Here is a 14093-nt window from a genome sequence, read left to right as displayed (position 1 = left end):
AAATAATTCCACTAAGTTATTCATATGCCCACCTTGTTTGCTTTCAAATCGTTTCTTGGTCGAAAGATCTGATCGCTTGGTGGGCATTTAGTTCAATTTTTTATTCTGTTATCCAGAATTCAGGTTATATTAATAAATAGAAGGATAAACTGGTTTTACCTCTTTATTTTTGACATTTAAACGCCAGATAATGCTATGGAAAGAGCCTTTATCAGCAAGCTTAACGCCTATCGCATTTAAGCGAGATCAGTAAATATCATCTATATTTAGTTTAATGAAAAAGCGGCAATAAGCATAATCACTCAAATTAATCATTTATTTAAAGTTAAGTCTGTAACTTGTATATATTTAACCTAGGATCCTCAATAAGGGGTGTTTGTGAATCGTATTATTCATTATTTGATAGCACTTTTTATCGTGCTATTGACAGATCATAGCCAAGCAACCGAAATTCGCGATTCCGTATCGCTGCAACTCCTCTGGAAGCATCAGTTTCAGTTTGCTGGATATTATATTGCCAAAGAAAAAGGGTTTTATGAAAGAGAAAATTTAGAGGTCGAGATTCGTGAATATCAATATGGTATGAGTATTGTTAAAACCATTATCGATAAAGAAGCCGATTTTGCAGTCGGTCGCTCTTCCATTCTCGTCAACAAAGGCAACGGTTCCCCTATCACAGCGCTCTACGCCACATTTCAAAAATCTCCATTGATGTTAATTACGCGTGGCGATATTAGCAGTCCAGCCGAACTCAAAGGCAAACGTATCATGCTGACCAATGATGCTCTGGATGTCGCCGAACTTCAGGCCATGCTACTTAAAGCGGGTATTTCTACGACTGACTATATTCATCAAGATCATACCTTCAACATTCTAGATCTGATTAATAATAACACCGATGTGATGGGGGCATATGTCGCTAACGAACCGTTTCAAATGCGCCGTTTAAAGCAACCTTATTCTATTATCCACCCAGAAGATTATGGTTTCGATATGTACAGTGACATATTATTCACCCACAACCAGACGATCACCGACAATCCTGTATTAACTCAAAAATTCATTGACGCTTCCGTTAAAGGTTGGCGCTATGCATTTAATCATATTGAAGAGACAGCAAAACTTATTTTCGACAACTACACCCCCCAAAATCACACTTTGAATGCGCTTATTTATGAAGGTAAAGCGTTAAAGAAGCTCGCCCTGGTAGATGAGATTCCTTTTGGCAGCATGACTCAGAGCCGTTTTGCAGCAATGGCTAATGTTTACTTGATTAGCGGGCATTTAAACAAGCAGTATGATATCTCAGATTTTATCTATTCAGGTAATTCGGGCACCGACAAAAAAACTAATCACTATTGGCTGTGGCAAATAGCTGTCTTTATGGTGATTGTTATTGGATACCTAATATATAGAAATTTAATCGCATCTAAACGTAATACTCAGTTGCTTGTAATTGCTGAACATGACCAGCTTACCAAGCTATTTAATCGTCATAAGGTCATTGCGAGTCTCGAAGAATATATAGACCTATCAATACGTTACAAATGGAAACTATCATGTATTTTCATCGATATTGACGATTTTAAAGAAGTGAATGATACCTTTGGTCATAATATAGGCGATCATATACTTAAAGATTTTTCTAATATACTGACCGAGCACTCAAGGCGCACAGATATTATAGGCCGTTGGGGCGGAGAAGAGTTTATTATTATATTGCCTGAAACAGATTTATTAACGGCCGACGAGATCGCTAATAAATTGCTACAAGTCGTTTTCAATAAGCAATTTTGCATTGAACAAAAAATAACATGTAGCATGGGCGTAACGGAGTACCGAGAAAATGAAACACACGAAAAATTTATAGGCCGTGCAGACGCAGCTTTATACATAGCGAAGCACGAAGGTAAAAATCGTACTGTCGTTTTATAGAAAAGAACAATATACCATTCTCCTACAGCGATCGTTTATTAGCCCTTATCTCATCGCCTAAGCTTTTATTCTGCAAAGGTATTTTCACGAGATCGTTTTCTGCCCTAGCAGTAAAGGCGGCCCATGGAAATGTATTTTAGGTCTATTATTAAAGCGGAAAGTCAGCATCAGGTAGCTATCAATAGCTTAATTACAGCTCTGTTCACCGGAATCTAAATTGATAAGAGGCATTATTAACAAACAACGCACTAGCAGATAAAATAGTCAGTCGATGGAGTCAGTGATGAAAACACTAACACTGCTTATAATAATTTTATTTACGCCACTTAACTATGCCGATAACAATCTGGATTTTTTCGGTGTAACACTCGAAAATGATTTCTTTTTTAACGAAGACGGACTTTATAGCAACGGTTTGATTGCGACTTGGGGATACGATGATATCCAACGTTTGGATGAGCAAGCCTTGCCGGACTGGTTGGCTTATGTTGCTCAGAAAAGTTATTTAAATGCACAACAAGATAAACGTTACGCCATTACTTACCGTGTTGCCCAGTTAATGCAAACAGCAATTGATGATTCAGTTGCCGAACTTGTAACAGAAGATGCACCGTATGTCGGCATGCTTGCTTGGCAAGGGCAATTAAGCGCCTATGATACAATAACCATTGACCGCTTAAGTTTAATTTTAGGTATGGTGGGCCCCGTTACCGGTACAAAGTTCACACAAGCCGTCGTCCATCACCTACGTGGAGCAAGCGATACAAAAGGGTGGGAGAATCAACTATCTAATGAATTTATTTTTCGATTACAGGCAGAACGTTTATGGCGTATTTATGACAAAACGTTGGGAAATACAGAATTTGATACGCTAACAGGCATCAATGGCGGATTTGGCACACTTCGTTCTGATCTAGGTGTCGGAATCGGCTTTCGTTGGGGACAAGATCTGCATAGTAATTTTTCCTCAGCGTCTGCATTTCCGATGCAAAAATTAAACCGGCCTCAGAATAGTCCCGATGGCTGGTATTTATTTGCTAATGCGTCCGCATTATATGTCGCTAATGATATTTTTATGGATGGTAATACCTTTCAAGACAGCCACAGTGTCGACATCATTCGTCACCAATATGGGGCATCAGTGGGCCTGATGGCTAATATATATAACTGGAATTTTCTGTTCACTGTATTGCGACTATCGGAACAGTATCAAGGACAAAATGAGCGCTCGCGCTTTGGCTCACTATCCGTCACTTACTATTTTTAACGCTAACCACTATTTATCCAGCGCCTAAAGAGAACATTTAATAAATGAAACTGCGACAACACTTTGTGATATAAAATTGCAACCTAATGATAATAGATTGCAATGCGTTGTCATTATCGACAACTGATATTAAACAAAAATGAGTGGATTTAGTGTTATTGGCGCACTATGCCATATTTACGCATTCTGGCACGCAAAGTGCTGGGATTAAGGCCGAGGATCAGCGCGGCTCCTTTCAGCCCTTCTATCCGCCAGCCTGTTTGCTGCAAGACTTTAACGATATGATCATGCTCTAGCTCAACCAGCGCTTTGACCGAAGAGTCTTCGCTAGGAGACAGTTTTTTAAAGGTATCGAAGCGATCGAGTATCTGCAGTGAACTTCCTTCACTGAGGATCACCGCTCGTTCGAGTGCCCCCTCCAACTCGCGTACATTGCCAGGCCAGTGATGTTCCTGCAGGACGCTAAGGGCTTCTTTGCTGACCGTCTCAATCTGCTTACCAATCTTCTTATTGAACTTAGCAACAAAATGGTTGACCAACAGCGAGATATCTTCCTTACGCTGTCGTAGTGGTGGCAGAATGATAGGAAATACATTGAGGCGATAGAAAAGGTCTTCACGAAACTTACCATTACGAACTTCATCAATCAGATTGCGGTTGGTCGCAGCGATAATTCTCACATCAACCTTAATAGTACGGGAACTCCCCAAACGTTCAAATTCACCATCTTGAATGACTCTGAGCAGTTTGGCCTGCATCTCCAGCGGCATCTCTCCAATTTCATCAAGAAACAGAGTACCGCCATCAGCGAGTTCAAAACGGCCTATCTGTTTGCTATCCGAACCCGTGAAAGCGCCGCGCTCTCGGCCAAAGAGTTCACTTTCAATAAGCGTTGCCGGCAAAGTGGTACAATCGACCGTTATCAAAGGTCTTTTTTTCCGTGAGCTGCGACTGTGGATAGCACGGGCGACAACGCCCTTCCCTGTGCCCGTCTCGCCAAGCAGCAGTACAGTGGCATCCATTGGTGCGACTTGCTCAACTTTCAGAAACACCTGTGAGAGAAGTTTGCTATTACCAATTATTTCATCAAAATTAAACTGCCGTGCAACTTCCTGCTGCAGATAAACGTTTTCAGCTTGAAATTTGTCCTTCAATTGTTTGATCTGTGTATAAGCCCCTTGCAGTGAAGCTTCAGCCTTTTTACGTTCATCGATTTCCTCCGTGAGTTGCAGATTGGTGCGGCTCAGCTCAGCCGTGCGCTTTTGCACCGTTTCTTCCAGAGTATTGTTATTGTTCTCCAGTTGCTTATACAGTAACCGTACTTCCAACATATTATGAATGCGCGTTTTGACTTCAACTAGATCAAAGGGCTTACTGATAAAATCCTTAGCACCGGATTGTAACGCCTGCAGTTTATGACCTGGTTGGGCTGTGAGAACAAGCACCGGAAGATAGTCGCTTGTATCCTCAGCTTTAAGCGCAGCCATTACTTCAAATCCATCCATCTTAGGCATCTGTAGATCAAGCAGAATAAGATCATAATGGTTCTCGTTATTTAGCGCACAAACAGCCTCAGGATCCATAGTTGTAGTCACCCTTGTATAACCGCTTTCAAGGAGTAATTGTTCAAGCAAAATAACATTCGGCTCTTGATCATCGACAATAAGAATCTTGGCTTTGAGAATTTTAGTTGCAGCGATCGGCATCATTTCACCTCTTTATGTGGGATTTCCGTTGACTGATTGGCATATTCAAGTGCGATGTCCAATGTCTTCAAAAATTCATTAATACGCAGCGGTTTAGTGAGATAGCGGAAGAAGCCAGCGTCCAGACCTTTCTCAATATCGCGGGGAATAGCATTCGCGCTGAGCGCCACCACCGGAATCGACGCCGTGGTCGGATTTTCCCTGAGAATATTCAATGCGGTCAAGCCGCTAATCCCCGGCAGGTTGATATCCATTAGGATAACATCCGGCTGATAGGTATGTGCCATCTCGATGCCGTTGATAGCGTTCGCTGCACTGAGGAAGCGCAGATTGGGCCGACGCGAAATAATATCCTCGACGAGCATCAAATTGGCCGGATTATCCTCAACATAGAGTAATGTTTGTTGTTGTTCTGGATCCTCACATTGTAGTGGTAGCGAGGCCATCGAAGCGTTAGCGTCCAGGCCAGATGCGGGTTCATCTGTCCGTTTTAGCTCGAACCAGAACACGCTGCCAACGCCGACACTGCTTTGTGCGCCAATAATGCCTTCCATAGACTCTACCAAACGTTTACTGACCACCAGTCCGATACCGGTTCCCTCTTGATTATTGGCTTCCTGTCCAAGACGGTTAAACGGTTGGAAAAGTTGGCCAAGTTGTTCAGCAGACAGCCCTTCGCCAGTATCGCGGACACTGATCCGCATCATCTCTTTTGTGCTTTGGCTACTTTCCAGTATTACGCTGCCACCAGCGCGGTTGTATTTAATCGCATTAGAAAGCAGATTAATAATCACCTGCTTGAGGCGGATCCGATCGACGTTAACAAAGTTCGTCGTGTCCGATCGGTTAAAAATCATCTTAATGCCATGCCTCTTCGCTTGCGGCTCGCTCATCAACATACATTCTTGCATCACTTCGTCCAGCGAGATAGTTTCCATTGACATCGGCAGTTTACCCGATTCGATCAACGCCAAGTCAAGGATTTCATTGATTAACTCCAACAAATACCAACCCGCCTTAAGAATCTGAGCAATACTGCGTTTCTGAGCGGGTTCTGGTGGTGGAGTGCTCGATTCCATTAGTTGAGCAAAACCAAGGATCGCACCAAGTGGTGTACGCAGCTCATGACTCATGCTAGAAAGGAAATCGGATTTAGCAAGGTTGGCTTTCTCTGCGGCAGTTGTAGCACTTTCCAGTTCAACGTTTTTGTCTAATAATTTCTGATTCAATCTATTGCGTTCTGTCACATCGCGCGCGCCATAAAACACCCCCTGCAGTTTATTCTCGCGATCATAAAAGGTAGTCGCATTAATAGAGACCACCGTTTTTTTACCATTTTTGGCGTTAACGGTGAGTTCACAGTCGGAGACTTTTTTTTCATTTAGTACCCTTTTTACTTCGGCCGCTGCAAGCGCCGGATCCGTGAAATAGTCTTTAAATGGCGTACCGATCAATGAATCACGATTACTATTCGTGAGCAGCTCCATCTGCTTATTGACATCGAGAATGGTACCTGACGGGTCTGTAGTGGTTATCGCATCAACATTGGATTCAATCAAGTTACGGGTATAAAAATGTTGATCCTGCAGGCGCCGACCGAGTTCTTTCTGTTCTTCCTCGATGCGTTTACGCGCGGTGTTGTCGGTACCGATCAATAGATAGCCGATAATCGTCTCCTGCTCATCGCGTAACGCAGTGACCGAGACGACGGCTGGGAAGCGGCTGCCGTCCTTGCGGATATAGGTCAGTTCGTAGATATCCTCAATGCCGCGCCGGGCTTTGAACACCAACGCATCAAACCCCGGTGTAATCGCAGTATCAAGTTCAATACTGAGTACCTTGGCTCGCTCGATAACTTCCTGCGGATCAGAAATATCCGCGGGCGTGATCTTGTTCATCACCTCATCCGCGGTGTAACCAAGCATTCGTTCGGCACCGACATTAAATATTTGGATAACGCCTAGGGCATCCGTGGCAATACTGGAAAAGTTGGCGCTATTAAAAATGGCACTTTGCAGAGCACCTTCTTTGATAAGAGCCTCTTCTGCTGCCTTGCCGATACTGTTATCGGTACCTATTAATAGATAACCTATAATACTGTTTTGATCATCGCGTAGCGCGGTGACCGAGACCACCGCAGGGAAACGGCTGCCATCCTTACGGATGTAGGTCAATTCGTAGATATCTTCAATCCCACGTGTCGCCTTAAATACCAGCGCGTCGAAACCCGGCTCTATGAGCGTGTTAAGTTCAGCTGAAAGCGCTTCTGCACGCGCAATCACTTCCTGCGGATCGGAAATATCAGCGGGGGTGATCTTATTCATTACCTCTTCCGCTGTGTAACCGAGCATACGCTCGGCGCCGACATTAAATATTTGGATAACGCCTTGCGCATCCGTGGCAATACTGGAAAAATTGGCACTGTTGAAAATGGCGTTCTGCAGCTCTCCCGCCTTGAGCAACGCTTCTTCTGCCTGTTTACCAACGCTATTATCGGTGCCTATTAACAGATAACCGATAATAGCCTCCTGCTCGTCGCGTAGTGCCGTGACCGACACCACGGCAGGAAGGCGGCTGCCATCCTTACGGATGTAGGTCAATTCATAAATATCTTCAATCCCGCGTGTCGCCTTGAATACCAGCGCATCGAAACCAGGCTCTATCAACGTGCTAAGTTCAGCAGAAAGCGCCTCCGCACGCGCGATCACTTCCTGGGGATCAGAAATATCGGCAGGGGTAATATTGTCCACCACGTCATCGGCCGAGTAACCCAACATCCGCTCGGCGCCAACGTTAAAAATCTGGATGACCCCTTTGGCATCTGTAGCAATGCACGAGAAGTTAGCACTATTGAAAATCGCCTGCTGCAATGCCCCGGCATTGAGCAGCGCTTCCTCAGCTTGCCTGAGCTCGGTGATCTCTTCCAGTGCAGCTTCAATCATATCGACATCGTTTCCATCCTTGGGCCCTTGTTGGCTTTTAATGGAGTGCGTTTTAACCGCTTTAGTCCGCAATCTCTCTTGCATATCACGATTCACTTTACTGGCTGAAACAGGCGTACTTATTTTATTATCACTTTTCATTGCTAATCTCTATAACCATCTGTCAATTCCAGTCGAGGTGGCCTATATGGGCTCCACAAGCGAAACAGATATGCAGGGACGACAAAGGGCAACAATTTTGATGCAGCCTCAAGCGTCTTGAATTAATTTTTAGTACGGCGAATATAACATTTCTTTACTAAGAGCAACTAAACTTATCCCTCGAAATCTGTATTATTTACCCATCAAAAAAAGATAAGCCTCAACATGCTGAGGTTCTGTCATATATTGAGGGCTAATGAGCTATCTCAACCTCGGTGAAAATCATAAAATAAATTATAAGCGATTGTTATTAAGGGATTAATAAGCTGTTTTTTGATATCTCCTAATATTGGCAAGCTAGTTGCAAATATACCTATCGATATTCTCGTTATCTCATTGCTTGTTGTTTTTTGCATGCAACGATAAACCTACAGATAACTAAACAGCGTGATCCGCAATCATAATCAGAAAAACAGGTTGCGCGGATGTAGCAGAGAATAAATAAACGTAATTTATCAGGATTTATAAGGCACAATTATATGAATATATTTACAACAAAGGTTTACCTTCTATTTACTATGCTAGTGGGGGCTTTCCTATTAGCGGGCTGTAATGGAGATGGCGGTACTAACGATACAGGCGCGACGCTTACCGCTATTGCGGTTACGCCTGCTAATGCAAATGTGGCCAATGGTTTGCACAAACAGTTCATTGCCATGGGCACCTATTCCGACGGTACTTCCTCTGATATCAGCGGATCAGTAATCTGGGTATCTGCTAACTTAAATATTGCCACAATAAATGCCAGTGGTCTCGCCACAGGGGTTGCAACAGGCTCATCGCTTATCACAGCATCCGTTAGCACTCCTTCTGTCACCCAATCAGCAACGTCCACCCTAACTGTTACAGATGCAACCTTAAGTGCTCTTACAATCACACCAGCCAATTCCAGTATTGCTAATGGCTTGACTGAACAGTTTATTGCCACCGGTACTTATTCCGATGGAACGTCCCCTGACGTAACAACATCTGTCACTTGGTCATCAGGTAATGAATCAATTGCTACTATTGATGAGAGTGGCCTTGTTAGCGGAATAGCTATCGGATCATCGCTTATTAGCGCATCATTAGGTGAGCAGGAAGCAACTACCGAGCTAATTATCACGGATGCGATATTGACTTCAATAACGCTAACACCTGTTAACCCAAGCATTGCTCTCGGTTTAAACCAGCAATTTGCGGCTACAGGCATATATTCAGATGGTACCTCTGCCGATATTACGGCATCGGCCAGCTGGTCATCTGCAGATATTGTGTTTGCTACTATCAATGATAGTGGTCTTGCCAACGGGGTTGCCATCGGTTCATCGCTTATAACGGCAACTTTTGAAACACAGTCCGTCACGTCGACATTGACGGTGACGGATGCTGTCTTGAGTGCAATTGCGGTAACACCGGCTGATCCGACCATTGCCAAAGGATTGACCCAGCAATTCACCGCCACGGGTATTTATTCCGACAGTACCTCGGTTAATATCACCGATTCTAGCGTCTGGTCATCCGCTGATACGCTAGTTGCCACAGTGAATCCAGGGGGGCTTGCAAGTGGAGTGGCTGCAGGACAATCGCTTATTACAGCAACTTCAGGCGCTCAATCGGGCAATAGTATGCTCACTATCACCACAGCAACGTTGAGCTCCATTGTGGTGTCACCAATTAATCCAACGATTCCAAGCGGCGTGAATAAACAGCTTGCCGCCACGGGAACTTACTCGGACAGCTCTGTTGCTGATATTACAGGATCGGTCACTTGGTCTTCAAACAAGCCTTCGGTTGCTACTGTCAGCAATAATGGACTGGCTTCTAGTCTTGTTGCAGGTACGACAAGTATTACCGCAACGTTAGGCGCCCTATCAGACTATACTGACCTAGAAGTCACCGCTGCGACATTAGACTCTATTGCTATAACGCCTATCAATCCGAGTATTGTTAAAGACAGCAAACAGAATTTTGTTGCTACCGGTAATTATTCAGACGGTAGTTCGAGTAACATCACCGCAACGGTCACTTGGTCTTCAGGTGATGTGCTGATTGCCACAATGACTCCCAATGGACAGGTAAGTAGCGGACGCGCTAGTGCAATCAAAGTAGGATCGACGCTGATTGCAGCAACTATTGGTGCGATATCGGCTGATACAACATTAACTGTTGAAGCTGCGCTGCTCGACAACCCATTGGCACCTGAGTTGGGTGAAGTAGAGCGTTTTGTTATTCTTGCCTCACAGGCCATCACCACGACTAGCGGTTCAGTGCTTGTCGGTGGCGATTTAGGGATTCTTGATCAGGCACGCTCTTACTACGCGGGCTTCACTACAGGCGTCGATGCGGGGAAATTTGTTGAACTAACGAATGGCTTGTCTTATGCGGGCGACGATAGCACTCCGCCTTATGTTGTTCCCGCACCTTATGCATCAATGGTCGCATTTATCAATCAGTCAAGAACTGACCTTGGGATCGCCTATAACTTTCTTGCGGCAGATCCTAATCCAAACGCTGCAACTCAAGTTTGTCCTATTGAACTGGGCGATCTGACGATGACTCGTGGCGTTTATAAAACAGCATCAGATGTCACTATCCAGACAGGTAGTCTCACACTTGATGCTGAAGGTAATCCAGATGCGATATTTATCTTTACCATTGGCGGTAACCTCACCACTGGCGCGCCAGGCGGCGACATCGTCCTAATTAATGGCGCACAAGCAAAGAATGTATACTGGAGAACAGCCGGAAAGACCGTTATTGGAACTGACACAACCTTCTTTGGAAACGTATTTGCTTGGTCAGAGGTTAATGTATTGACTAACGCCATCGTCACCGGACGCCTATTTGCAGTCACTAATCAGGTTACACTTGATTCCAATAACCTAACAGCACCCTAAACGTGTATCGAATTTTAGATAGCAAAAGAAGAGGCAGGCAACGAATACTGCCTCTTCAAGTGCCACGTTTATATCTCCCCTACCTGGTTTTAGGTTGGTAAGAATAATCAGAGTTCATTCGCATTACTCTGCAAACCTTTGGTAATTAATTTAGATAGCTTTGTCATCGGGTACCATTAGCAGAAAATATAAGAAAGTCTTCTTCACCGGTTGAGTTTTTTCCGGTTGTGATCGCCGCTATTTTTGACTGCGATCTTCTAGTTTTGAAAGGATATACATATGAATAAGAAATCTAACTATTTTAATCCAACAATATGGGCAAGTGCTTTAGTGCTACTTACCTCTCTCACGGGTTGTAATAATATAAATTCGACGCCACCAGTGGACGACACCACAGCACCGATGGTCGAGTCAAAGTACCCTGCAGATTCAGCTGGTGATGTTGTACTTAATAGAAGTATCACTGTTAAGTTTAATAAAGTGCTCGATCTCGCTAGCTTAAACGAAAGCAGCTTTACCTTAAGTGATGGTACAAACAATGTTGCAGGTGATATTAGCTTTCAAGAGACGACGGCCACTTTCAATCCAGCTAATAATTTACTAGCCGATACCCTTTATACCGTTACCTTAACTACTGCAATAATTGATTTAGCGGAGCCTGCTAATGCAATGGCAGAAAATGTTGTTTGGCACTTTATGACCGGCACAGCGGTTGCAGCCGGACCTGCTCCGGTCAACTTGCGAACAGCTGGTGATTTCGCTATTTTAAGTAAAACTGGGATCACTAATATCCCAGCTTCCGCTATCATCGGAGACATTGGTGCAAGCCCTATCACAGCTGCGGCGATGGACAATGTATTTTGTTCGGAAATGAAAGGCGGCACAATTTATGGTTCGGATGCAGCATACACAGGTAGTGGTGCAATTAACTGCTTTAAAGGTGCTGCAGCGGATAATACGTTAGTTGCCAACGCAGTACTTGATATGGGCCTCGCCTATCAAGATGCGGCAGGCCGAACCTTGCCCGACTTTACCGAACTGCACGCGGGAGATATCAGTGGCAAAACGTTAGTACCTGGCCTTTATAAGTGGAGTTCAGGTCTTTTGATCTCAACTGATGTGACGCTTTCTGGTGGTGCTAATGATGTCTGGATTTTTCAGGTTGCCGGTGATATTACGCAAGCTGATGCAAGCAGCATTGTATTAGCTGGCGGCGCAACTGCCAAAAATATATTTTGGCAGGTTGGAGGCGGTAGCGGCGTTGCTATTGGTACAAATGCGCATTTTGAAGGCATAGTTCTCGCTGAAAAAGGGATAACCGTCAATACTGATACAGCCGTAACTGGCAGATTGTTATCGCAAACTGCAGTCACTTTAGATCATAATGCAGTGACTGAGCCCGCACTGTAATAGTCATTTAATGTGAAGTTAAATAACCATCAAAAGGATCTCACGATCCTTTTCTTTTTTGTTTGCGGTATGGCCATTTTTTTACTGTACTTTATAATCAAAAAAATTAACCTTTATCCATTTCACTTAAAATTTTGCCCCCAAGGAGATCTCTGATGACAATCCATTTTGATTTAATTCCAATCCTCGCGATTGCAGCCGGTATCGTTATTTGGATCAAGCCGCGCCACCTCAATTATGCAATTGCTTTATTTCTGATTGCTTACGGTGCGCTCAGCTTACTCGGGATCCGCTAAGCAAAGCGCTGTAAAGATCACTATTACAAAGCTGTTAATAGTGATCTCCACTCATTGTGACCACCTAAATCCTTGCGCTTAACTTGTCAAAAGCAAAATGAAAGTACGCCACATGTGGCAAGTTAGTACAGTGATAAAAGCCGAGCTTCTCTGCTCGGTAAATTCCTTACCGCGGTAGCCATCAAATTTATCCTTAAGTTATTGAGAGAATAGTTTTTGCTGGTAATCAACTGAAAAAATCATGATTCGCCAACTCAAAAACTGTCATATATAGAAGTTCTTTTAAATATTCTGGTCGCCAATACAGATTTAGCTGGCCCTGTGACATCGCCATTAATTTTAATCTTTATTATCAATAAGTTAAAAACTCTCAAGTAAAAATGCAGTTCGGCATGTTCGTTGCAATACCCATACAAGAATGAAGGTAGTAACAATGCGGTTGCTGCCAAATTCAAAATTCCATCTGGAGGAAATACTTTGAACATCCTAAAAAACAATTCTAAAAAATTACTGTTGCCATTAATTATTGGCGGCTTGTTTGTTGGTAATGTAATGGCCGCAGGACCAACTGCAGTTGATCTTAAAAGCGCAGGTTCTTTTACTATTTTGAGTCAAACTGGCATTACCGATGTTTATCGCTCTGCAATTGTAGGCGATGTCGGTACTAGCCCAATTACGGGTGCAGCGATGCTACTTAGCTGCAGTGAAGTGACGGGCGATATTTACACTGTTGACACTGCGGGTCCATTGCCTTGCGCGATTAATTCAGCGAGCTATTTAGAATTAGCTATTGGCGATATGGGATTTGCTTATGATGATGCGGCAGGACGCGTTTCAGCGGATTTCAATGAACTTGGTGCAGGCGAAATTGGCGGTCTAACTTTGCAACCTGGCCTTTATAAATGGTCTACAGATGTTAATATCAGCACCGATGTCACTCTTTCTGGCAGCCCAACTGATGTTTGGATCATGCAGGTATCAGGTGATTTGACGCAGGCTAATGCGAAGAGAGTCACTCTCGCTGGCGGCGCGCTAGCCAAAAACATCTTTTGGCAAGTAGCAGGCTCAACTACGCTTGGAACGAATGCGCATTTTGAAGGTATCGTCCTAGGTAAAACATTGATCGCCGTGAATACAGGCACTTCTGTTACCGGTAGATTACTCGCTCAAACAGCGGTTACTTTACAACAGAATGCGATTACTGAGCCTGCTGAATAAAGACCGCTCAGTTACTACTAATTAAAATTATCAGCACAGTTAAGTTTAAAAGGGTTACATATTAATTTTTGTGATCTTTTTTTTCATCGGTTACTCAGCTTGTTCTGCAATCACTAGTACCTCGATTCATAAGTCCGTGTGATAATGTTCATAATTGGTTCAAGCCGACAAAGCCTTACCTTTATACGTCCATTTAAATGGTTTTGCTAAATTCTCGTTAAAATAATCAATAAAGCGCT

8 protein-coding genes are annotated in these 14093 nt (G+C 43.7%); 6 read left to right on the top strand and 2 right to left on the bottom strand.

All coding sequences use genetic code 11. The annotated features are described in order from the left end of the window. Window positions 1-378 precede the first annotated feature (378 nt). The gene (locus KSO91_RS12965; RefSeq protein WP_238743423.1) at window positions 379-1935 is read left to right on the top strand and encodes a diguanylate cyclase; all 1557 of its coding nucleotides are present in this window, start codon (window positions 379-381) and stop codon (window positions 1933-1935) included. Between the two features lie 283 nt (window positions 1936-2218). Continuing rightward, window positions 2219-3202: a lipid A deacylase LpxR family protein gene (locus KSO91_RS12960; RefSeq protein ID WP_238743422.1), complete on the top strand. Its 984-nt coding sequence runs from the start codon at window positions 2219-2221 to the stop codon at window positions 3200-3202. 155 nt (window positions 3203-3357) lie between these two features. On the opposite strand, the gene KSO91_RS12955 is transcribed toward KSO91_RS12960, so the two are convergent. Beyond that, a complete protein-coding gene (locus KSO91_RS12955) occupies window positions 3358-4911 on the bottom strand; it encodes a sigma-54-dependent transcriptional regulator (protein ID WP_238743421.1) in 1554 nt (517 codons plus the stop codon). After that, on the bottom strand, window positions 4908-7991 hold the full coding sequence (locus KSO91_RS12950; protein ID WP_238743420.1) for a PAS domain S-box protein: 3084 nt from the start codon (window positions 7989-7991) through the stop codon (window positions 4908-4910). The genes KSO91_RS12955 and KSO91_RS12950 overlap by 4 nt, the downstream gene beginning before the upstream one ends. A 539-nt stretch (window positions 7992-8530) precedes the next feature. Here KSO91_RS12950 and KSO91_RS12945 point away from each other — a divergent pair. From KSO91_RS12945 to KSO91_RS12930, 4 genes are all read left to right on the top strand, one after another. Further along, the gene (locus KSO91_RS12945; RefSeq protein ID WP_238743419.1) at window positions 8531-10930 is read left to right on the top strand and encodes an ice-binding family protein; all 2400 of its coding nucleotides are present in this window, start codon (window positions 8531-8533) and stop codon (window positions 10928-10930) included. A 279-nt stretch (window positions 10931-11209) separates the two neighbouring features. After that, window positions 11210-12340, top strand: coding sequence for an ice-binding family protein (locus tag KSO91_RS12940; RefSeq protein WP_238743418.1), 1131 nt, complete (start codon window positions 11210-11212; stop codon window positions 12338-12340). 155 nt (window positions 12341-12495) lie between these two features. Beyond that, entirely contained in the window at window positions 12496-12636 is a 141-nt protein-coding gene (locus tag KSO91_RS12935) for a DUF3096 domain-containing protein (RefSeq protein WP_238743417.1), read from the top strand. 477 nt (window positions 12637-13113) lie between these two features. Further along, window positions 13114-13854 (top strand): ice-binding family protein, encoded by a 741-nt coding sequence (locus KSO91_RS12930; RefSeq protein ID WP_238743416.1) that lies wholly within the window; start codon window positions 13114-13116, stop codon window positions 13852-13854. Window positions 13855-14093: the final 239 nt, after the last annotated feature.

The organism is Psychromonas antarctica (genome assembly GCF_022267535.1).
GTDB classification, from domain to species: domain Bacteria; phylum Pseudomonadota; class Gammaproteobacteria; order Enterobacterales; family Psychromonadaceae; genus Psychromonas; species Psychromonas antarctica.
The sequence above is the reverse complement of the archived record's forward strand: the minus strand, read 5'-3'. Positions and strand labels throughout refer to the sequence as shown.